This is a genomic window from Mesorhizobium sp. M0910, from assembly GCF_040319465.1.
Classification (GTDB): domain Bacteria; phylum Pseudomonadota; class Alphaproteobacteria; order Rhizobiales; family Rhizobiaceae; genus Mesorhizobium.
On sequence record NZ_JAMYNZ010000006.1, the window covers coordinates 200,447 to 220,681 of the forward strand.

The 20,235-nt window shown below is 61.5% G+C and carries 18 protein-coding genes and 2 pseudogenes; 15 read left to right on the top strand and 5 right to left on the bottom strand.

Annotated features, from left to right (window positions below):
* Nucleotides 1-20 precede the first annotated feature (20 nt).
* Nucleotides 21-581, top strand: a complete 561-nt coding sequence (locus NKH78_RS16990) for a TadE/TadG family type IV pilus assembly protein (protein WP_352506155.1) — start codon at nucleotides 21-23, stop codon at nucleotides 579-581.
* Between the two features lie 30 nt (nucleotides 582-611).
* Nucleotides 612-1,232 (top strand): TadE/TadG family type IV pilus assembly protein, encoded by a 621-nt coding sequence (locus tag NKH78_RS16995; RefSeq protein WP_254816287.1) that lies wholly within the window; start codon nucleotides 612-614, stop codon nucleotides 1,230-1,232.
* Between the two features lie 102 nt (nucleotides 1,233-1,334).
* On the opposite strand, the pseudogene NKH78_RS32630 reads toward NKH78_RS16995, so the two are convergent.
* Nucleotides 1,335-1,463, bottom strand: a pseudogene (locus NKH78_RS32630) (phosphate/phosphite/phosphonate ABC transporter substrate-binding protein); the annotation flags it as partial.
* A gap of 157 nt (nucleotides 1,464-1,620) precedes the next feature.
* Here NKH78_RS32630 and NKH78_RS17000 point away from each other — a divergent pair.
* The 9 genes and pseudogenes from NKH78_RS17000 to NKH78_RS17040 all read left to right on the top strand — a co-directional run.
* A complete protein-coding gene (locus tag NKH78_RS17000) occupies nucleotides 1,621-2,862 on the top strand; it encodes a phosphopentomutase (protein ID WP_352738409.1) in 1,242 nt (413 codons plus the stop codon).
* Nucleotides 2,855-3,745, top strand: coding sequence for a bifunctional DNA-formamidopyrimidine glycosylase/DNA-(apurinic or apyrimidinic site) lyase (gene mutM / locus NKH78_RS17005; RefSeq protein ID WP_352506154.1), 891 nt, complete (start codon nucleotides 2,855-2,857; stop codon nucleotides 3,743-3,745). Before NKH78_RS17000 ends, mutM begins: the two co-directional genes overlap by 8 nt.
* Nucleotides 3,746-3,769: 24 nt before the next feature.
* A complete protein-coding gene (locus tag NKH78_RS17010) occupies nucleotides 3,770-4,543 on the top strand; it encodes an enoyl-CoA hydratase (RefSeq protein ID WP_352506153.1) in 774 nt (257 codons plus the stop codon).
* A 159-nt stretch (nucleotides 4,544-4,702) separates the two neighbouring features.
* Nucleotides 4,703-4,969, top strand: a complete 267-nt coding sequence (rpsT, locus tag NKH78_RS17015; RefSeq protein ID WP_023676922.1) for a 30S ribosomal protein S20 — start codon at nucleotides 4,703-4,705, stop codon at nucleotides 4,967-4,969.
* Nucleotides 4,970-5,808: 839 nt separating this feature from the next.
* The gene (dnaA, locus tag NKH78_RS17020) at nucleotides 5,809-7,356 is read left to right on the top strand and encodes a chromosomal replication initiator protein DnaA (RefSeq protein WP_502899814.1); all 1,548 of its coding nucleotides are present in this window, start codon (nucleotides 5,809-5,811) and stop codon (nucleotides 7,354-7,356) included.
* A 199-nt stretch (nucleotides 7,357-7,555) separates the two neighbouring features.
* On the top strand, nucleotides 7,556-8,674 hold the full coding sequence (dnaN, locus tag NKH78_RS17025) for a DNA polymerase III subunit beta (protein WP_023676920.1): 1,119 nt from the start codon (nucleotides 7,556-7,558) through the stop codon (nucleotides 8,672-8,674).
* 26 nt (nucleotides 8,675-8,700) lie between these two features.
* Complete coding sequence (recF, locus tag NKH78_RS17030) at nucleotides 8,701-9,849, top strand: DNA replication/repair protein RecF (protein ID WP_352506151.1); 1,149 nt, start codon at nucleotides 8,701-8,703, stop codon at nucleotides 9,847-9,849.
* A gap of 79 nt (nucleotides 9,850-9,928) precedes the next feature.
* The gene (locus NKH78_RS17035) at nucleotides 9,929-10,690 is read left to right on the top strand and encodes a molybdopterin-synthase adenylyltransferase MoeB (RefSeq protein ID WP_352506150.1); all 762 of its coding nucleotides are present in this window, start codon (nucleotides 9,929-9,931) and stop codon (nucleotides 10,688-10,690) included.
* A pseudogene (locus NKH78_RS17040) lies at nucleotides 10,687-11,169 on the top strand (GNAT family N-acetyltransferase); the annotation flags it as partial. The gene NKH78_RS17035 and the pseudogene NKH78_RS17040, both read left to right, overlap by 4 nt.
* Before the next feature lie 71 nt (nucleotides 11,170-11,240).
* Here NKH78_RS17040 and NKH78_RS17045 read toward each other — a convergent pair.
* Complete coding sequence (locus NKH78_RS17045; RefSeq protein WP_254816279.1) at nucleotides 11,241-12,242, bottom strand: 2-hydroxyacid dehydrogenase; 1,002 nt, start codon at nucleotides 12,240-12,242, stop codon at nucleotides 11,241-11,243.
* Nucleotides 12,243-12,397: 155 nt separating this feature from the next.
* Here NKH78_RS17045 and NKH78_RS17050 point away from each other — a divergent pair, with 155 nt between their 5' ends.
* Nucleotides 12,398-12,955, top strand: coding sequence for an SH3 domain-containing protein (locus tag NKH78_RS17050; RefSeq protein ID WP_023676915.1), 558 nt, complete (start codon nucleotides 12,398-12,400; stop codon nucleotides 12,953-12,955).
* Nucleotides 12,956-13,208: 253 nt separating this feature from the next.
* Here the strand turns inward: NKH78_RS17050 and irrA are convergent, their stop codons facing one another.
* Entirely contained in the window at nucleotides 13,209-13,640 is a 432-nt protein-coding gene (irrA, locus tag NKH78_RS17055; RefSeq protein ID WP_023676913.1) for an iron response transcriptional regulator IrrA, read from the bottom strand.
* Nucleotides 13,641-13,880: 240 nt separating this feature from the next.
* On the opposite strand from irrA, the gene fabA reads away from it, so the two are divergent.
* The 3 genes from fabA (at nucleotide 13,881) to fabI (ending at nucleotide 16,570) form a co-directional block, all read left to right on the top strand.
* Nucleotides 13,881-14,399 carry a 3-hydroxyacyl-[acyl-carrier-protein] dehydratase FabA gene (gene fabA, locus NKH78_RS17060; RefSeq protein ID WP_352506149.1) on the top strand — a complete coding sequence of 173 codons (519 nt, stop codon included), beginning with the start codon at nucleotides 13,881-13,883 and terminating at the stop codon, nucleotides 14,397-14,399.
* A 124-nt stretch (nucleotides 14,400-14,523) separates the two neighbouring features.
* The gene (gene fabB / locus NKH78_RS17065) at nucleotides 14,524-15,744 is read left to right on the top strand and encodes a beta-ketoacyl-ACP synthase I (protein WP_352740344.1); all 1,221 of its coding nucleotides are present in this window, start codon (nucleotides 14,524-14,526) and stop codon (nucleotides 15,742-15,744) included.
* A gap of 13 nt (nucleotides 15,745-15,757) precedes the next feature.
* A complete protein-coding gene (gene fabI / locus NKH78_RS17070) occupies nucleotides 15,758-16,570 on the top strand; it encodes an enoyl-ACP reductase FabI (protein WP_352506146.1) in 813 nt (270 codons plus the stop codon).
* A 36-nt stretch (nucleotides 16,571-16,606) separates the two neighbouring features.
* On the opposite strand, the gene NKH78_RS17075 is transcribed toward fabI, so the two are convergent.
* Nucleotides 16,607-17,620, bottom strand: coding sequence for a class I SAM-dependent methyltransferase (locus NKH78_RS17075; protein ID WP_352506145.1), 1,014 nt, complete (start codon nucleotides 17,618-17,620; stop codon nucleotides 16,607-16,609).
* A gap of 88 nt (nucleotides 17,621-17,708) precedes the next feature.
* The gene (gene pnp / locus NKH78_RS17080) at nucleotides 17,709-19,856 is read right to left on the bottom strand and encodes a polyribonucleotide nucleotidyltransferase (protein ID WP_352702325.1); all 2,148 of its coding nucleotides are present in this window, start codon (nucleotides 19,854-19,856) and stop codon (nucleotides 17,709-17,711) included.
* Nucleotides 19,857-20,235 lie beyond the last annotated feature (379 nt).

The following is a 20,235-nucleotide window of genomic DNA, read 5'->3' on the forward strand; positions in this document are numbered from 1 at the left end:
GGCATCGGCGGGCAGAGGACATGAGCAAGGCTGGACGAGCAGGTTCTCCAAGACGGTTTTTAGGCGACCGCCGCGGAAGCACGGCGATCGAATTCGCCATGCTTGCAATTCCTTTCGCACTTCTTGTATTCGCCATACTGGAGAGCTGCATTTCTTTTGCCGCACAGGAAGTGATGGCAAACGCCACAGACGACATCGCGCGTCAGTTGCGTACCGGCCAGCTAAGACCGGCCGATGTGTCCGGGACCAAGCTGCGGGACAAGATCTGCGCCAAGCTGGAGATCATGGTCGCCAAGACCTGTCCCGGACTGCTGGTGGATTTGCGCGAGTATCCGACCTTCGCCGATGCGGCGCTGGCCGGTTTCAAGATCCAGGATGGCGACGTCGTGCTGACCAAGGGCACGAGCACACAGACCTTCACCGTCGCACCTGGCCTGGCGGAGTCGAGAAACATGCTGCGGGTTTTTTACAAATGGCCGGTGATGACCGACTTTATGGCCAAATCGATGGCCAACCTGAAGGACGGCAAAACGCTGCATTTTGCCTCGATCACTTGGCAGAACGAGCCGTTCGACAACTGAGCCACCTAGTCGCTTGAAAAGGGCAAAGCCATGATTCGTGCGGGGGCACAGTTGGGCATCGCAGGGATTTGTACAAGAGCAGTCCGGCTTTGCTCGGACCGCCGCGGTATTGCGGCCGTCGAGTTTGCCCTCATCGTGCCTGTCCTGTTGATCATGTACTTTATGACAATGGAGGCCTCGCAAGCCATCGAGACCAGCAAGAAGGTCAGCCGCATCGGCAGCATGGTAGCGGACCTCGTCACACAGCAGCAGACCATCAAGGCGGCCGATGTCGATGCCATCATGGCGATCGGCAGTTCCACGCTCCAGCCCTACAACCGCTCGAAACCGAAGATCATTATCACGGCGATACAGGTGACGAACGAGACGACGCCGAAAGTCCTGGTCGTGTGGTCGCGCAAACTGGTGGATGGCGTCTCTAGCCTCGACGCGGTCAAGGATTCCACCACAACGGTCCCGAGCGCGCTCAAGATCAAAGGCACTTTCCTCATTCGGGTCGAGAGCGATCTCGCCTACAAGCCAATCATCACCTGGTCGGCGGACGGCCAAAGCCGGTTCGGGTTGAGCTCGGTCTTCAATTCGATATCGATGGCGGAAACTTATTATCTGCGGCCGCGCAGGAGCCCGACCATTCCGTGCAGTGATTGCTGACGCCTGAAGCCCGCTAACCGGTCTTTTGCTATTGGTTGCAACCGCGGGCCGAGACTAGACGCACGATGGCTGCAGCCAGCACATAGTCCCTCGGACCGGCAACGGTTCGGCGACGATACCGATACGGAACGTTCCGATAACATAGCGCCAATCGGCGCGCGCCAGGTTTGCGCAAGACGCATCTAGCAGCAAAGCCAGTACGGCGGCGAATGCTGTCAGGGCAAGCCTCATGCGAGCTCCGCGCCGCGCATTTCCATCCGCAGATCGACCATGCCGCGATTCGTCTCTCCGGGACCAGCATGCCAACCGTGCTGTTTGGGTTTCCGAATTGCCAATGGCGACGCGGAACCCTATGTCTGAGCCAACACAGGCAATGATGAACCTTTCGATGGCACGCGCCTTCCTTTTTGTCCTCGACTCCTTCGGCATCGGCGGCGCGGCCGATGCCGAACGCTATGGCGACACCGGCTCCAACACGTTCGCACACATCGCGCGGGCCTGCGCAGAAGGCCGCGCCGATCGCGAAGGCCTGCGTGACGGGCCCCTTCTTGTACCAAACATGTTTGCGCTCGGCCTCGGCCATGCGGCGGCAACGGCGACGGGTTTCAGGTTCGAGAATGCCGGCAGTGCGCCGCTTGCCGCCGCCTTTCACGGCGCGGCCCAAGAGGTTTCGAGCGGCAAGGACACGCCATCGGGCCATTGGGAAATAGCCGGCCTGCCGGTCCGTTTCGACTGGGGTTACTTCCCGGACGCGATTCCCGCCTTTCCGGCCGAGTTGACCGAAGCAATGGTGCGTGAAGGGAAGGTGCCCGGCATCCTCGGCAATTGCCATGCTCCGGGCACCGAGATTATCGAACGGTTCGGCGATGACCATATCCGCACCGGCAAGCCGATCTGCTACACCTCGATCGACTCCGTCCTGCAGATCGCCGCGCATGAGGTTCATTTCGGCCTGGAACGGCTTTACGAGTTCTGCAAGGTGGTGCGCAGGCTCGTCGATCCGCTGAATATCGGCCGCGTCATAGCACGGCCGTTCATCGGTGAAACCGCCGCCACGTTCGAGCGAACGCATAATCGTCGCGACTATGCCGTACCGCCCGCGGAACCGACGCTGCTCGACCGTCTGACGGCGCGCGGCAGCCGGGTTATCGCGGTCGGCAAGATCGGCGACATTTTCGCCCACCGGGGCATCTCGGAAGTCCGCAAGGCTGCCGGCAACATGGCGATGTTCGACAAAGCGCTTGGCGCCATGGAAGACGCCCGCGACGGCGACCTCGTCTTCGCGAACTTTGTCGATTTCGACACCGAGTTCGGGCATCGGCGCGACGTTGCGGGGTATGCCGCCGCACTCGAAGCTTTCGACCGGCGCCTGCCCGAGGCATTCGCACGGCTGAGGTCAGGCGATCTGCTCATTTTGACCGCCGATCACGGCAACGATCCGACGTGGCGCGGCACCGACCACACGCGCGAGCGGATTCCGGTTATCGGGACACAGCCGGGTTTCAAAGGCGCAGACATCGGACTGAGGATGACATTTGCCGACATCGGCGAAACCGTGGCCGAACATCTCGGGCTGGCGCGCGGCCCTTACGGCACCTCCTTCCATGCGATGATAGGCGGCCATGCCTGAGCTGCCGGAGGTGGAGACGGTCAGGCGCGGTCTGCAGCCGGCCCTTGAAGGTGCCCGCATTGTCGGTGTCGAGGCACGCCGGCCGGATTTGCGGTTTCCGTTCCCCGCGAAATTTTCGGAGCGGCTGACCGGCAAGACGATTGCGGCGCTCGGCCGCCGTGCCAAATATCTGACAATGCACATGGACAACGGCCCGGTTCTGATCTGCCATCTCGGCATGTCGGGTTCGTTTCGCATCGAAACGGCCGACGAGAGCGCAACGCCCGGCGCGTTCCACCACGAACGTTCGAAAAACACTGCTCACGATCACGTCGTCTTCGACATCGCATCCCCTGCCGGCGTCCGCTCTCGCGTGATCTTCAACGACCCGCGCCGCTTCGGGTTCATGCTGTTTTCGGAAGGCGAGCCCGACATGCATCCGATGCTGGCCGGATTAGGCGTCGAGCCTACAGGCAACGCACTGGACGGCACGCTGCTCGCTTCGTTGCTGAAAGGTCGCAAGTCACCGCTGAAAGCGGCACTTCTGGACCAGAGGCTAATTGCCGGGCTAGGCAATATCTACGTCTCGGAAGCGCTTTGGCGGGCCGGCCTGTCGCCGCTGCGCGAAGCGGGCACCCTCGCGAGAGCCGGCAAGAAAGCCAAAGAGCAGAGCGAACGCCTGGCCGAAGCTATCCGCTCGGTCGTCACCGATGCGATCGCCGCCGGCGGCTCGTCGTTGCGCGACTATATGCAGACCGATGGATCGCTGGGCTACTTCCAGCATTCCTTCGCGGTTTACGATCGCGAGGGCGAAGCCTGCTCCAAGCCTGGTTGTGGCGGCCACATCGAGCGTATCGTGCAAAGCGGTCGTTCGACTTTCCACTGCCGGGCCTGTCAGGCTTAAACCAGAAGCGAGGAGGAGCAAAGCATGGGCTATGAAACCATCATCGTCGAAACCCGCGGCAAGGTCGGGCTGATTACGCTGAACCGGCCGCAGGCGCTCAACGCACTGAATTCACAAGTGCTGGCGGAACTGGTCGCGTCGGTGAAAAGCATGGGCGCCAATGCCGACATTGGCGCCATGGTCATCACTGGTTCGGAGAAGGCTTTCGCGGCAGGTGCCGATATCAAGGAAATGCAGTCGATCTCCTATGTGGATGCCTATGTGCAGGATTTCTTCGTCGGCTGGGAAGAATTTACGCGGGCACGAAAGCCGATCATCGCGGCGGTGGCGGGCTATGCGCTGGGGGGCGGCTGCGAACTGGCGATGATGTGCGACTTCATCATCGCCGCCGACACCGCCAAGTTTGGCCAACCCGAGATCACGCTGGGCGTCATGCCCGGCATGGGCGGATCGCAGCGCCTGACCCGCTTTGTCGGCAAGTCGAAGGCAATGGATATGTGCCTGACGGGACGAATGATGGACGCAGCCGAGGCCGAGCGTTCCGGGCTTGTCTCGCGCGTCGTGCCAGCCGGCGAGTTGATCGAGGAAGCGCTTAAGGCAGCAGCGAAGATCGCCGATTTTTCCTTGCCGTCGGTGATGATGGCGAAGGAGGCCGTCAACCGCGCCTATGAGACGACGCTCACCGAGGGTCTACGGTTCGAGCGCCGGCTGTTTCATTCGCTGTTTGCGCTGGATGACCAGAAGGAAGGCATGGCGGCCTTCACCGGCAAGCGGAAGCCGAATTTCACGAACCGATGAGATGACGAGGCACCGGTCAAAAAGAAAACACTGCAGCGTTGACGTGCCGGAAAAGCTGAACTATAAGCCGCAACAACCGAGGCGGCCCTGTGGCTGCCCGTTTGTTTTTTGCGCCCCGCGGTATCCCGCAAGCGCCCACCAGATCAGAAGAGAGGCACCATGGCCAATACCTCCTCGGCCAAAAAGGCAACGCGCAAGATCGCCCGTCGCGCAGCGATCAACAAGAACCGCCGCTCCCGCGTCCGAACCTACATCCGCCAGGTCGAAGAGGCGCTCGCGGCTGGCGACAAGGCGGCCGCACAGGCTGCCTTCAAGGTGGCCGAGCCGGAACTGATGCGCGCCGCGACCAAGGGCGTGGTGCACAAGAACACGGCATCGCGCAAGGTGTCGCGGTTGGCCCAACGGGTCAAGGTGCTGTCAGCCTGATATATCCATTCTTGAACTGCGCTACTTCAAACCCGGCCAATCGCGCCGGGTTTTTTCGTTTGCCGGCAAGTACTTAAAAGAAAGCCCGCAAAATGGCGCTCCGCGAGCATTTCAAAGTTCGAAATGCTTTGCCGGCATATACATGCCCGCTCATATTCGGAGCCTCCGAAACCGCCAATACGAAAATTTCCGAGCGTCACGGATTACCGTTTCCTTTCAGAAGCTTACCGATGGTGATCCACAGCTTGTTCACATCAGCTGCGGCTGATAGGCGACAATTGGCTGTCAAGTGAATTATTTCAGAAAATTTCGCGTTGTGTGGCCTTTTTCATATTCGCCGGAAAAGGGTTTGAATCACAATGGCTTTGTCAAAATCAACTATTGCAGCATGGCGTTCGAAACGTCCCTTGCTAGTCAGATTCCTTAAAAATCCGTTAGGGGTGGCCTTGCCCTATCCACAGCGATTTCGGTAATGTCTGTCCATCGAAGGGATGGGCCCTTGGCCCTTGACCAGCCTGAAACCGGCCAGCTCAAATTGGCAGAGTTTACAGCGCGGCTTCAACTCCGCGGACGGGGTTGGTTTGTCTTTTCGATACGGTAGGGGACTGGCGTAATTGTACATGGCAGGTCGATGGTGCGCCGGCGGTTTTTCGCCGGACGGCATTTTGTTGCCCTGACATGACCAAAGCGGATCGGCTCTTCGGCGCCGGACCGACAACGAGGCGATTCATCAGCCGGCGACGGCGATGGTGTCGCAGCGAAGACACGGTCGCCGGAAACATGGATGCAGGAGGCGCATCCCCGGCGGAAAACAGGTACAAGAGACAAGGAACTCGATCATGCAGAGCGGCGGCATCGAAAGGGAGCTTACAGGCGACCTCCCATTTCCTGGAACGTTAGTCGGAAGGAACGACATGGCGGCTTCCAATGAAGCTGAACAGAAGTTCGATCGGGTCAAGGCCCAGTTGAAGGCGCGTCTGGGAACCGAGGTCTATTCGAGCTGGTTCGGGCGCATGAAGGTCGCTGAATGCTCTAAGGGCATTGTTCGCATCTCAGTGCCAACCGCATTCCTGCGTTCATGGATCAACGGCCATTATCTCGATCTCATCACCGAGTTGTGGAAGCACGAAGATCCGGAGATCCTCAAGATCGAGATCGTGGTTCGCACCGCCACACGGCAGGGCCGCAACAGCGTCGAGCCAGAAGTGGCGCCGGCGCGCAAGATGACCAGGCAGACGCAAACCGCGCTCTCTGCGGGCACGGCGAGCCCCAGCAGGGTCGAACGGGTCCCGGCACCCCGCCCGGGGATGCCGGCAGAAACCGAGTTCCGGCACAATGTTCTCGGTTCGCCACTCGATCCACGCTACACTTTCACCTCCTTCATCGAAGGACCATCGAACCGAGTGGCTTTTGCCGCCGCCAAGGCGGTCGCGGAATCGCAGTCGAGCGCGGTGCGTTTCAATCCGCTCTTTCTTCACGCAACGGTCGGACTGGGCAAGACGCATCTGTTGCAGGCGATCGCCGCAGAATCGCTGAAGCAGAATCCGAAATCGCGGGTCGTCTATCTGACGGCTGAGTATTTCATGTGGCGGTTCGCCACCGCGATCCGCGACAACAACGCACTGACGTTGAAAGAACAGCTGCGCGATATCGACCTCCTCATCATCGACGACATGCAGTTCCTGCAGGGCAAGTCGATCCAGCACGAATTCTGCCATTTGATCAACATGCTGCTCGACAGCGCCAAGCAGGTGGTGGTCGCTGCCGACCGGCCGCCGTCCGAATTGGAGTCGCTGGAGCCACGCGTCCGCTCGCGCCTCAACGGCGGCGTCGCGCTGGAAATGTCGGCCCCGGATTTCGCCATGCGTATCGGTATGCTCAAGCTCAGGCTTGCCACCGCCAAGCTCGACGATGCGTCGCTGGATATTTCCGAAGAGATCCTCAACCACGTCGCCCGCACGGTGACCGGCAGCGGGCGCGAGCTCGAAGGTGCCTTCAACCAGCTTTTGTTTCGCCAATCCTTCGAACCGCAGATCACCATCGACCGCATCGATGAGATCCTCGGCCACATCTATCGTTCGGGTGAACCGAAGCGGGTGCGTATCGAGGACATCCAGCGCATCGTCGCGCGCCACTACAACGTGTCGAAGACCGAACTGCTGTCCAACCGGCGCACACGCACCATCGTCAAGCCGCGGCAGGTCGCTATGTATCTGTCGAAGGTTTTGACGCCGCGCTCGCTGCCGGAGATCGGGCGGCGGTTCGGCGGCCGCGACCATACGACCGTGCTGCATGCGGTGCGCAAGATCGAGGATCTTTCCGGTGCCGACAACACACTGGCGCAGGAGCTCGAATTGCTGAGAAGGCTGATCAACGACCAGGCCTGATGGCCCGAGAAACGCCGGCTCGCGAACTTCGGCCTTTTTATGCCTAGAAAGCCCGCGCAGCCGGTCCGAACCGGTGGCGCGGGCTTGCGTTTGCCGGGTTTTTCCTGTCAGTTTACGCAGATTCTGAGCCTGTTCAGACCTTTCGCGGGGCACCGCTTGCCGGAGACCCGTTCATTCATTCAAGCGAGCCTGTTTCGTCATGCGTGTTATCCTGGAACGGTCAAATCTCCTGAAGTCTCTCAACCATGTTCACCGCGTGGTCGAGCGGCGCAACACCATTCCGATCCTGTCGAACGTGCTGCTCAGCGCCGAGGGGGCCAGCCTTGAAATGAAGGCGACCGACCTCGACCTGGAGGTGACCGAAGCGACGCCGGCAAAGGTCGAGCGCGGCGGGGCGACAACGGTCCCGGCGCATCTGCTCTACGACATCGTGCGCAAGCTTGCCGACGGCGCGGAGGTGGCGCTGAAGACCGACGAAGACGGCAACGCCATGACGGTGACGTCGGGGCGCTCGAGCTTCCGCCTGCAGTGCCTGCCGCAGTCCGACTTTCCCGAACTTTCAGCCGGGTCGTTCTCGCATATTTTCCGGCTCGATTCCGTCGGACTAAAGGGCCTCATCGAAAAGACCCAGTTCGCCATCTCGACCGAGGAGACGCGCTATTATCTGAACGGCATTTATCTGCACACGCACGAGGCCGGCGGCAAGCTGAAACTGCGCTCTGTCGCGACCGACGGCCACCGGCTGGCGCGGGCCGAGATCGATGCGCCGGCAGGCTCTGAGGGCATGCCTGGCGTCATCATCCCGCGAAAGACGGTCAGCGAGTTGCAAAAGCTGGTCGACGATCCCGATGTTGCAGTCACCACCGAGTTGTCCGACACCAAGATTCGTTTCACCATCGGCAGCGTTATCTTGACCTCCAAGCTGATCGACGGCACTTTCCCGGACTACCAGCGCGTCATTCCGACCGGCAACGACAAGAAGCTGATTATCGATCGCCAGAGTTTCGCCGCTGCCGTCGATCGCGTTTCGACCATTTCGTCCGAACGCGGCCGGGCGGTGAAGCTTTCGATCGCCGAAGGACAGGTCACGCTTGCGGTCAACAACCCGGATTCGGGCAGTGCCACCGAGGAACTGGCGGCCGACTATTCGTCTGATCCGATCGAGATCGGCTTCAACGCCAAATACCTGCTCGACGTTGCCGCGCAACTGACCGGCACGGAGGCGAAGTTCATGCTGGCGGATGCCGGTTCCCCGACGCTGATCCACGATATGGCCGACGAGACCGCGCTCTACGTGCTGATGCCGATGCGGGTGTAGGGCCCGAACGGGGCCATCTTGCTGCCGTGACCAAATCTGCAAAACCGCAGCAGACCTACATAAGTAAGCTCACACTTACGAATTTCCGCAACTATGCGGCGTTAGCAATCGACCTTGATCCCGGCGCCGTGGTTTTTTCCGGCGACAATGGCGCCGGAAAAACCAATCTGCTTGAGGCGATCTCGCTGCTCACGCCTGGCCGCGGCTTGCGCCGCGCACCCTATGCCGAGGTGGCGCGCGAAGGCGGTGATGGTGGCTTTGCGCTGCATGCCCGGCTTGACGGGCCGGAAGGCCAGGTCGAGATCGGTACCGGAATAGCGGGCAGCGACGGCGAAGGCGGCCGGCGAGTGCGGATCAACGGCGCGGCGGCACGCTCAGCCGAAGACATGCTGGAATGGCTGCGCGTGGTCTGGTTGACACCGGCTATGGACGGCCTGTTCCCCGGGCCGGCGGCCGATCGTCGGCGCTTCCTCGACCGGCTGGTGCTTGCGATCGATCCCGGCCACGGCCAGCGCGCGCTTGACTACGAAAAGGCAATGCGCGGCCGCAACAGGCTGCTCGCCGACGGTTCGCGCGACAGTGCGTGGTTCGATGCGATCGAGATGCAAATGGCTGAGACCGGCGTGGCAATTGCCGCGGCGCGTGCCGAACTGGTGCGCCTGCTCGCCGCCATGATCGACCGGCTGCCCGGCGACGGACCGTTTCCGCAAGCCGACATCGGCATCTCGGGCGAACTGGAAGGCGAAATCGGTGTTTTACCGGCCGTCGACGTAGAGGAACGGTTCCGTCGCGCCCTTGCCCAGGGGCGCGACCGCGACCGCACCGCCGGGCGCACGCTCGACGGCCCGCACCGTACCGACCTCGTGGTGCGCCACCGGCCCAAAGCGATGCCAGCCGAGCTCTGTTCGACCGGCGAGCAGAAGGCGCTGCTGGTCGGCATCGTCTTATCGCATGCGCGGCTAACCGGCGAAATATCGGGCATGACGCCGATCCTGCTGCTCGACGAGATTGCCGCCCATCTCGACGGCGGTCGACGGGCGGCCTTGTTCTCGATCCTGGAGGAACTGAACTGCCAGGCCTTCATGACCGGGACCGATGCCGCGTTGTTTGACAGCCTCAAGGGACGAGCGCAGTTCCTGACCGTAGATCACGGTAAGGTCAGGCCGACCATTTGACCTTCGGCCATGGCGCGCACTTCTGAGCGGCACGCATTGATGCCTGACAAGTTTTTTCCTCCGTTATATGGTCCCGGGGATGATCACAGCCGCCCTTACCGACGAAGAGCTCGAACGCTACGCCCGCCACATAGTGCTGCCCGAAATCGGCGGCGCCGGCCAGCAGCGGCTAAAGCGGGCGCGGGTGCTGGTCATTGGCGCCGGCGGATTGGGTGCGCCGGTGCTCGAATATCTCGCCGCTGCGGGCGTTGGCACGCTCGGTATCGTCGACGACGACAGCGTCTCCCTTTCCAACCTGCAACGACAAGTGATTCACGGCACGGACATGGTCGGCATGGCAAAAACCGACAGTGCCAAGGCTGCGATCACCCGCATCAATCCAAACGTAGTCGTGGAAGAGCACAATTTCAGGCTGACCGCAGACACCGCCCCTGCCCTCATCGCCCGTTATGACATCGTCGTTGACGGCTCCGACAATTTCGAGGCACGCTACGCAGTGGCCGACGCCTGCGCCGCCGAAAGCCGGCCGCTCGTGCACGCCGCCGTTGGCCGCTTCGACGGCTCGGTCACCGTACTGAAGCCTTTCGAGACCGGCCCGGACGGCAAGTTGAACCCAAGCTACCGCGATCTTTTTCCCGAAGCACCGCCGCCGGGACTGGTGCCGTCCTGCGCGGTGGCCGGCATTGTCGGCGCGCTGACCGGGGTCATCGGCACGCTGCAAGCAATGGAAGCGATCAAGCTGATCACCGGGATTGGCGAGCCGCTGGTCGGGCGACTGTTGCTCTACGATGCGCTGGCGGCACGCTTCGACACGATCCGCTACAAGCGAACCAGCCCGTGAGCCAGTCTGCCGAGGTCTCCATTGTGCAGCTTGCGGCCGATTTCGACCGGTGGGACGAGGTCCTGGCTCTGATCATGCGCGCCTTCGCCTTCATGGACGGCGTCATTGACCCGCCGTCCTCGGCGCATCGCCTTACCGTTGAAAATCTCAGGGCTAGAGCGCTGGAGGAGACAGCATTCCTGGCCCTGAAGGAAAACGAGATCGTCGGTTGCGTCTTCGTCCTTAAGCGCGCAAACGACCTCTATATTGGAAAGCTCGCGGTCGAGCCGACGCTTCAGGGACAAGGCGTCGGAAAACAGCTGATGCAGGCCGTCGAAGATCTTGCCCGCAGCCACAACAGGACCGCCATCGAGCTCCAGACCCGGATCGAGCTGACCGGAAATCACGCAGCCTTTGCCCGCCTCGGTTTTCGTGAAACCGAACGGACAGCGCACAAGGGCTACGACCGGCCGACCTCGATCACCATGCGCAAGATGCTTCCCGTAGGCAAACGCTATCCAAAGACGAACGCGCGGTTGCCGCGGCAAGACCATGCCGGCGCGATGGCAGGTCACGCCCTCAGCGGCAGCACACGGTCGGGCGGACGATGACCATCGAAGAAGGCGCGGATGTTGATGATTACCTTCTCGCCCATGTCGATACGGCCTTCGAGGGTCGCCGAGCCCATATGCGGCAACAGCACGACCTTGCCTTTGTGGGCAAGTTTCAGCAGCTTGCTGTTCAGCGCCGGCTCGTGCTCGTAGACGTCGAGGCCGGCGCCGGCGATCTTGCCGTCATGGATGAGCTTGACCAGCGATTCCTCATCGATGATATCGCCGCGCGCGGTGTTGACTATGTAAGCTGACGGTTGCAGAAGCGCCAGCCGCCGCGCCGAAAGCAGGTGGAAGGTTGCCGGTGTCGATGGGCAATTGACCGAGATAATGTCCATTCGGGCGAGCATCTGGTCGAGGCTTTCCCAATATGTCGCTTCCAACTCGTCCTCGATTGCCGGAAGCACGCGGTGGCGGTTGTGGTAGTGGATCGAGAGGCCAAAGGCCTTGGCGCGCCTGGCGACGGCGGTGCCGATGCGACCCATGCCGACAATGCCGAGCCGTTTGCCCCAGATGCGCCGGCCGAGCATCCAAGTCGGCGACCAGCCCGCCCATTTCTTGTCGCCGGTCAGCACGTTGGCGCCTTCGGCCAGCCGCCGCGGCACGGCCAGCATTAGCGCCATGGTCATGTCGGCCGTATCTTCGGTCAACACGTTCGGCGTGTTGGTGACGGTGATGCCTTTCTTGGCCGCTGCCGCAACATCGATCTTGTCAACGCCATTGCCAAAATTGGCGATCAGCTTGAGGTTGTCGCCAGCCTGGGCAATCAGCGCCGCATCGATATTGTCGGTGACGGTCGGCACCAGCACGTCGGCCTCCTTGACCGCCGCCACCAATTCCGGCTGCGTCATCGGCCTGTCCTCGACATTCAAGCGGGCGTCGAACAACTCGCGCATGCGGGTCTCGACCGGGTCGGGCAATTTGCGCGTGATGATGACGAGGGGCTTCTTTTTGCCTGCCATTGTTTCCTCGAACCCGATCTCGTTGAGACCTCTTTAACCAAGAACGGCGAAACTGAGAGCCGATCGCGGTACCGGTCATTCATGTAACAAGCGGTTCCGCCGAAGACAAAGAAAAAGGGGCGAAGGCCGATGGGCCGGCGCCGAAAGGAACGAAAGTGTCTGGTTTCGCGTCGCTCCGCCTGACCCTCAGTGCAGCATTCCTCGGCGCTCTCATCCATAGCCCACTGGTGATGGCGCAAAGTGCCGCGGCACCCGCCCAGAGCGTCACGCTCGGACCAAGCGGCTTGCCGCTGCCGCGCTTCGTCAGCCTGAAATCCGGCCGCGTCAACTCGCGCGTTGGGCCGGGCGTCAATTATTCCGTCGACTGGATGTATATGAAGCCAGGCCTGCCGATGGAGATCATCCAGGAGTTCGATACGTGGCGCCGTGTGCGCGATGCCGACGGCTCGGAAGGCTGGATCAATCAGTCGCTGCTTTCGGGCCGCCGCACGGCGATCGTCGCCCCCTGGCAGCGCGGCAAGGACGCTCGCGTCAACCTCCTAGACGACCCGGCAAAAGATGCTGGCGTCATCGCGATCCTCGAACCGGGGGTGATGGGCACGATCAAGTCCTGCGATGGCCAGTGGTGCGAAATGACCTTCGACGGTCATACCGGCTGGCTCGCGCAGTCGCTCGTCTGGGGTGCCTATCCCGGCGAAAAGGTCAAGAACTGACGTTTCTGGACCGCAGGTCGGGCCAGCACGGCAAGCACCGGATCCGGCACTTGTTTCGCTGATCTTCGGTTCGGGGATGGTTTAGCGGCCGATGCGGCCGAGATGGGTATCCTGGAAACTGCTCGACAGCTTCAAGCCATATCCCAAACAACCACCAGGAACACCAGCGATCGCATAGAAGACAAAAGCCGCCACCGCGACGGCGACCCATTCAAAGCCGGAGCGTCAAATCCAGGAATTCATAAGGCGCCGGTCAGTCGCAGCGTTTCGGACGCAGTCTCACCACGATATCGACATTGGCGATCTCCATGCCTTCCGGCGGTTCCGGCAGGTTGGAAACCGTCACCGGGCCGCTGTCGATATCGAAGATCCTGTTTTCGCCCTCGATATAGAAATGATGGTGATCGGATGTGTTGGTGTCGAAATAAGTCTTCGATCCCTCGACGGCAAGGATGCGCAGAAGACCTGCCTGGGTAAACTGGTGCAGAGCATTGTAGACGGTGGCCAGGGACACCGGCACGCCGGCGGCAAGCGCCTCCTCGTGCAGTTCCTCGGCCGAAAGATGGCGGTCGCCCTTGGCGAAAAGCAGATCGGCCAGCGCGATGCGCTGGCGTGTCGGCCTCAGACCGGCCTCGCGAACCCGCTTGTCCACAGCGACATTATCCTTCCGGCAACCCAGATCCATCTACCCGTCGCGCTCACAGTTCCGCCTCAGACACGCCCAAAATGGCAGAAATAGAGCATCTGCCGAAACTGAACGTGTCGTGACATATATTCTGTCGACCGAATGCGATCAATAGCGCGCATTGACCCGGGCAGACGGGCAGGTTAAGCGCAAACGCCGGTTTCCGGCCTGAAACAGATTGTGTTAGGAAACCACCGACAAGGGCGCCTATCGCCCGGGACGATCACGGGGACGAGATTGATGGCGGGTTCGAAATCCAGCTACGGTTACGAGGAATTGCTTGCCTGCGCCCGCGGCGAGCTGTTCGGACCGGGAAATGCGCAGCTGCCCTATCCGCCGATGCTGATGTTCGACCGCATCACCGAGATCAGCGAAACTGGCGGTGCGTTCGACAAGGGTTTCATCCGCGCGGAATTCGATATCAAGCCGGATTTGTGGTTTTTCGCCTGCCATTTCATTGGCAATCCGATCATGCCGGGATGCCTGGGCTTGGACGCCATGTGGCAGTTGACGGGGTTCTATCTCGGATGGCTCGGTGAACCCGGCAAGGGAATGGCGCTGTCGACCGGGGAGGTGAGGTTCAAAGGCATGGTCACGCCAACGGTCAAGAAGGTGGAGTATGGCGTCGACTTCAAGCGGGTGATGCGCGGTCGGCTTGTGCTTGGTATCGCCGATGGCTGGCTGAAGGCAGATGGCGAGCCCATATATGCGGCAACGGATCTGAAGGTCGGTCTTTCCAAGCAATCGGCCGCCGTCTGAACGAAGACCCTACAGTGCCACGTCTTGGACGTCCAAAGGACGCTGTAGCACTTTAATTTTGCGCATGGTTCCGTTCCGCAAATCGATTTCAGGTTTCGGAGGTCCGCGCTGGAAGGAGTTGCGAATGAGACGGGTCGTAGTCACAGGTCTCGGCATCGTGTCGTCGATAGGCAATAATGCCAACGAGGTGCAGACCTCGCTGCACGATGCCAGATCCGGCATCAGCTTCTCCGACTCTTTCGCCGAGCATGGCTTCCGTTGCCGGGTGTGGGGTGCGCCGACACTGGATCCGTCGGGCATGATCGACCGTCGCGCCATGCGCTTCCTGTCGCAGGGTGCTGCCTGGAACCACGTCGCAATGGACCAGGCGATCGCAGATGCCGGCCTCGACGAGACCGACATCACCAACGAGCGCACCGGCATCGTGATGGGCTCCGGCGGACCGTCGACCCGTGCAATCGTCGAGGCGGCCGAGACCACGATCAAAAACGGTAGCCCCAAGCGGATCGGCCCGTTCGCGGTGCCAAAAGCGATGTCGTCGACCGCGTCGGCGACGCTTGCCACCTGGTTCAAGATCCACGGCGTCAACTATTCCATCTCATCGGCCTGCTCGACGTCTGCGCATTGCATCGGCAATGGCTACGAGCTGATCCAGTGGGGCAAGCAGGACATCGTCTTCGCCGGCGGCCATGAGGATCTCGACTGGACGATGTCGGATCTCTTCGATGCCATGGGCGCCATGTCGTCCAAGTTCAACGACAGGGCATCGGTCGCCTCCCGCGCCTACGACGTCGATCGCGACGGATTCGTCATTGCCGGCGGCGCCGGCGTGCTGATTCTTGAAGAGCTCGAGCACGCAAAAGCGCGCGGCGCCAAGATCTATGCCGAGATCGTCGGCTATGGCGCCACCTCGGACGGCTACGACATGGTGGCGCCATCGGGCGAAGGCGCGGCACGCTGCATGCGACAGGCAATGGCGACCGTCACTTCACCAGTCGACTACATCAATACGCACGGCACCTCGACGCCGGTCGGCGACTCCAAGGAAATGGGCGCCATCCGCGAGGTGTTCGGCGACAACATGCCTTTCATCACATCGACGAAATCGCTGACCGGCCATTCGCTAGGTGCGGCCGGCGTGCAGGAATCGATCTACTCGATCCTGATGATGCAAGGCGGCTTCATCGGCGAGAGCGCCCACATCGAGAACCTCGATCCGGAATTCGAAGGCATGCCGATCGTGCGCAAGCGCATCGACGACGCAAGGATCGACACTGTTTTGTCCAATTCGTTCGGTTTCGGTGGCACCAACGCTACGCTGATTTTCCAGCGCTATTCCGCATAAGGATTTGCCGACCATGGACGGATTGATGAAGGGCAAGCGCGGGCTTGTCATGGGTGTCGCCAACGATCATTCCATTGCCTGGGGTATCGCCCGCAAACTGTCCGAACATGGCGCGGAACTCGCCTTCACCTATCAGGGCGAGGCCTTCGGACGCCGGGTCAAGCCGCTCGCCGAGAAGCTGGGCGCATCGCTGGTGGTGCCTTGCGACGTCGAGGACAGCGCATCGGTCGCCGCAACTTTCGAGACCTTGGGCAAGGCATGGGGTGGGCTGGACTTCATTGTCCACGCCATCGGTTTTTCCGACAAGAACGAGCTGAAAGGCCTCTACGCCGATACCAGCCGCGACAATTTCATCCGCACCATGGTGATCTCCTGCTATTCCTTCACCGAGGTTGCCCGCCACGCCGCCACGTTGATGAAGGACGGCGGCTCGATGATCACGCTGACTTATGCGGGTTCGGTTCGCGTCATGCCGAACTACAACGTCATGGGTGTTGCCAAGGCCGGGCTGGAGGCCAGCGTCCGCTATCTAGCCAACGACTACGGCCCGCGAGGCATCAGGGTGAACGGCATATCGGCGGGACCGGTACGGACGCTTGCGGGCGCCGGGATTTCCGACGCACGCCACATGTTCTCCTACCAGCAGCGCAACTCGCCGCTACGCCGTACGGTGACGATCGACGAAGTCGGCGGCTCCGCGCTCTATTTGCTGTCCGACCTGTCGTCCGGCGTCACCGGCGAAATCCACTATGTCGATTCCGGCTATCACATCGTGTCCATGCCGACGCTTGACGAGTTGAAGCAGACCGACGCCGGACGGGAATAGCGCGAGCGACACGTCGCCGGCTTGCCCCGCAGCGTTTCAGCGTCGCGCCGAGAAGACCGTGAACATGCCGTCGCGGGCGAGCTCCCCATGGCTGGAGAAGGCGGCCGCCAGCACCGGTTCGTAGGGAAGCTGACGGTTTGCCACCATGAACAACCGGCCGCCCGGCTTCAGCGCTTTGCCTGCCGCGCGGATCATACCGGCACCGATTTCCGGCTCAGTCGCCCGGCTGCGGTGAAAGGGCGGGTTCATGACGACCACATCGTAGCGGCGCTCGACCGGTTCGCTCAAAAGATCTGTCCAGAAGAAACGTGGTTCCACGCCTGTGCTGCCGACATTGGTTTTGGCCGCCTCCAGCGCCTCGAAATCCGCTTCGTAAAGGTCAAGCGCCGATATGCCGGGTGAGCGGGCGGCGACCTCGGCAGCGACATAGCCCCAACCGGCACAGAAATCCGCAACACTGCCACGCAGATCGTTGGGCAGATTTTCGACCAGCAGCTTCGATCCCGCATCGATCTTGTCGAAGGAAAACATGCCTGGGGCCGTGCGGAAGCGGTCCTCGACCACCAAATCCGGATTGGCGGCTCGAAGCGTTGCCGCGGCAACGGTATCGGCCGGCCGGCGAAACCAGAAGGCAATGCCGTGATGCTTCGGCAGGTGGCCTTCGAGCGGCACAAGGGCGCCGACATGCTTGCGCAGGCTGGCGACGCCATCGTCCTTGCCGCCGGCGACGACGATCAACCCCCCTGGTGCCACGCGTTCGACCGCTTCGGCGACGCGCAACTCGTTTTGGCCGCGATGGCGGCCGGCGAGCACAAATGCCGCGTCGAAAGCCTCGCCTTCGACCTGCGGCGTGACAGTGAAGCCGGATGCCTGCAAGGCACGAAAATGCGGCCTGAAGCCTTGGACGAGATGAAGCTTGGCATCAAAGCCTTCGGGTAAGCGAAAGCCGGGCTCGGCACCGAGAAAGAGAATGCATTCATCCTTTCGTGGCAGGGACACAGCCCCCGCCTCGAATGGATGGAAAAGCGTCTTCAGCGGCTCGGCGGACATTCACCACTCTTGAACTGCAAGGCTGTTGTTGAATGCAAACGGGCGCGACCTTCCGGCGCGCCCGCTTCGATTGCATAGTTAGATCAGCTTAGGCGGCGTTTTCTTCGCCTTCGCTCTTTTTGTCGCGAGCGATTTCCTTGCCGGTGGCCTGGTCGACGACCTTCATCGACAGGCGGACCTTGCCGCGCTCGTCGAAGCCCATCAGCTTGACCCAGACCTTGTCGCCTTCCTTGACGACATCGGAGGTCTTGGCGACACGATCATTGGCGAGCTGCGAGATGTGGACGAGACCGTCACGCGGGCCGAAGAAGTTGACGAAAGCGCCGAAGTCGGCGGTCTTGACGACCGTGCCTTCGTAGATCTCCCCGACTTCCGGCTCAGCGACGATGGTGTGTATCCACTTCTTCGCCGCCTCGATCTCCTTGGCGTTGGCCGAAGCGATCTTGACCGTGCCGTCATCCTCGATGTTGATCTTGGCACCGGTCTTTTCGACGATTTCGCGGATGACCTTGCCGCCCGAGCCGATCACATCGCGGATCTTGTCGGTCGGAATGTGCATGACCTCGATGCGCGGTGCGAACTCGCCGAGTTCGGCACGCGCGCCGGACAGCGCGTGGGCCATTTCGCCGAGAATGTGCTGACGGCCCTCCTTGGCCTGGTCAAGCGCGATCTTCATGATCTCCTCGGTGATGCCCTCGATCTTGATGTCCATCTGCAGCGAGGTGATGCCGTAGGCGGTGCCGGCAACCTTGAAGTCCATGTCGCCGAGGTGGTCCTCGTCGCCAAGAATGTCGGAGAGCACGGCGAAGCGCTCGCCTTCCTTGATCAGGCCCATTGCAATACCGGCGACCGGCTTGGCCAGTGGCACGCCGGCATCCATCAGCGCCAGCGAGGTGCCGCAGACGGTAGCCATCGATGACGAACCGTTGGACTCGGTGATCTCCGAAACGACGCGCAACGTATAGGGGAACTGGTCGGCGGTCGGCAGCATCGGCCGGATGGCGCGCCAGGCGAGCTTGCCATGACCGATTTCGCGGCGGCCCGGCGAACCCATGCGGCCGGTCTCACCGACCGAATAGGGAGGGAAGTTGTAGTGCAGGAGGAACTTCTCCTTGTACATGCCGGTCAGCGAATCGACATACTGCTCGTCCTCGCCGGTGCCGAGCGTGGCGACGACCAGCGCCTGGGTCTCGCCACGGGTGAACAGCGCCGAGCCGTGCGTGCGCGGCAGGACGCCGACTTCCGAGACGATCTTGCGGACCGTCTTCAGGTCGCGGCCGTCGATGCGCGAGCCGGTGTCGAGGATGTTCCAGCGCACGACCTTGGCCTGGAGTTCCTTGAACACGGTGCCGATCTGTTCGGACGTGTACTTGGCCTCTTCGCCTTCTGCCGGCGCGAACGCGGCCTTGACCTTCGCCTTGACGGCGTCGACGGCGGCATAGCGCTTCTGCTTGTCGGTGATCTTGTAGGCGTCGCGAAGCTCGCCTTCGACGATCTTGAGCATCTCGGCTTCAAGTGCGGAATAGTCTGGGGCGGTGAAGTCGCGCGGGTCCTTGGCCGCGACTTCAGCCAGCTTGATGATCGCGTCGATCACCGGCTGGAATCCCCTGTGGCCGAACATGACGGCGCCCAGCATAAGGTCCTCGCCGAGTTCCTTGGCTTCGGACTCGACCATCAGCACGGCGTCGGCGGTGCCGGCGACGACCAGGTCGAGCTTCGATTCTTGCATCTCGTCGACGTGCGGGTTGAGCACATATTCGCCGTTGATGTACCCGACGCGGGCGGCGCCGACCGGACCCATGAACGGCACGCCGGACAAGGTCAGGGCGGCGGAGGTGGCGACGATCGACAGGATGTCCGGATCATTTTCGAGATCGTGCTGGACGACAGTGACGACGATCTGGGTGTCGTTCTTGTAGCCTTCGGCGAAGAGCGGGCGGATCGGGCGGTCGATCAGGCGGGAAACCAGCGTTTCCTTCTCGCTCGGACGGCCTTCCCGCTTGAAATAGCCACCCGGGATCTTGCCGGCGGCGTAAGTCTTTTCCTGGTAGTTGACCGTCAGCGGGAAGAAATCGAGGCCGGGTTTCGGCTCCTTCATCGAGACGACGGTGGCGAGAACCTTGGTTTCGCCGTAGGTAGCCAGCACCGCGCCATCAGCCTGACGCGCGATCTTGCCGGTTTCGAGAATGAGCGGGCGGCCGCCCCATTCGATTTCCACTTTGTGGTAATTGAACATGTCTTGTCCTTCGTATGCGGAAAGGGCCGCGCCGTTTCAGCGTGCGCGGATGCCCTTTCCCTTGGCTTCCTTTCTCGGGCAGCCACGGGCAAGACAACGGGAAGCTCGGCTATTCGGCGCGGTGCCGCACGAGCGTCCTGCAATCCTGCCCCATGACCGTCCATGGGCGGTTTCGAATGGCCCTCTGCTGTTTCGAAACCGGGTTGGCCAATCGATCCGACTGGCCTTGCGCGTGAACCCGAAAACCAGGTTTTCGGAAAGTATCCTGCGCAAATCTAAAACTTCAGAGCGTCCTTTGCGCAGCCAAACCGGTGCGCGGCGCTCTGCTTTCTTCATTGGAGCCTTGGATGATCCGATGCTCCAATGCGCGACCGGCGGG

What these genes read in the sequence shown, in the direction of transcription:
- NKH78_RS17045 (WP_254816279.1), bottom strand. Translation starts at nt 12,242, where the DNA reads ATGGCAGGCAAAAAGAAGCCCCTCGTCATCATCACGCGCAAATTGCCC.
- NKH78_RS17075 (WP_352506145.1), bottom strand. Translation starts at nt 17,620, where the DNA reads ATGTCCGCCGAGCCGCTGAAGACGCTTTTCCATCCATTCGAGGCGGGG.
- irrA (WP_023676913.1), bottom strand. Translation starts at nt 13,640, where the DNA reads ATGGATCTGGGTTGCCGGAAGGATAATGTCGCTGTGGACAAGCGGGTT.
- NKH78_RS17010 (WP_352506153.1), top strand. Translation starts at nt 3,770, where the DNA reads ATGGGCTATGAAACCATCATCGTCGAAACCCGCGGCAAGGTCGGGCTG.
- fabB (WP_352740344.1), top strand. Translation starts at nt 14,524, where the DNA reads ATGAGACGGGTCGTAGTCACAGGTCTCGGCATCGTGTCGTCGATAGGC.
- fabI (WP_352506146.1), top strand. Translation starts at nt 15,758, where the DNA reads ATGGACGGATTGATGAAGGGCAAGCGCGGGCTTGTCATGGGTGTCGCC.
- rpsT (WP_023676922.1), top strand. Translation starts at nt 4,703, where the DNA reads ATGGCCAATACCTCCTCGGCCAAAAAGGCAACGCGCAAGATCGCCCGT.
- NKH78_RS16995 (WP_254816287.1), top strand. Translation starts at nt 612, where the DNA reads ATGATTCGTGCGGGGGCACAGTTGGGCATCGCAGGGATTTGTACAAGA.
- pnp (WP_352702325.1), bottom strand. Translation starts at nt 19,856, where the DNA reads ATGTTCAATTACCACAAAGTGGAAATCGAATGGGGCGGCCGCCCGCTC.
- fabA (WP_352506149.1), top strand. Translation starts at nt 13,881, where the DNA reads ATGGCGGGTTCGAAATCCAGCTACGGTTACGAGGAATTGCTTGCCTGC.
- NKH78_RS17000 (WP_352738409.1), top strand. Translation starts at nt 1,621, where the DNA reads ATGGCACGCGCCTTCCTTTTTGTCCTCGACTCCTTCGGCATCGGCGGC.
- mutM (WP_352506154.1), top strand. Translation starts at nt 2,855, where the DNA reads ATGCCTGAGCTGCCGGAGGTGGAGACGGTCAGGCGCGGTCTGCAGCCG.
- NKH78_RS17035 (WP_352506150.1), top strand. Translation starts at nt 9,929, where the DNA reads ATGATCACAGCCGCCCTTACCGACGAAGAGCTCGAACGCTACGCCCGC.
- dnaA (WP_502899814.1), top strand. Translation starts at nt 5,809, where the DNA reads ATGCAGAGCGGCGGCATCGAAAGGGAGCTTACAGGCGACCTCCCATTT.
- dnaN (WP_023676920.1), top strand. Translation starts at nt 7,556, where the DNA reads ATGCGTGTTATCCTGGAACGGTCAAATCTCCTGAAGTCTCTCAACCAT.
- NKH78_RS16990 (WP_352506155.1), top strand. Translation starts at nt 21, where the DNA reads ATGAGCAAGGCTGGACGAGCAGGTTCTCCAAGACGGTTTTTAGGCGAC.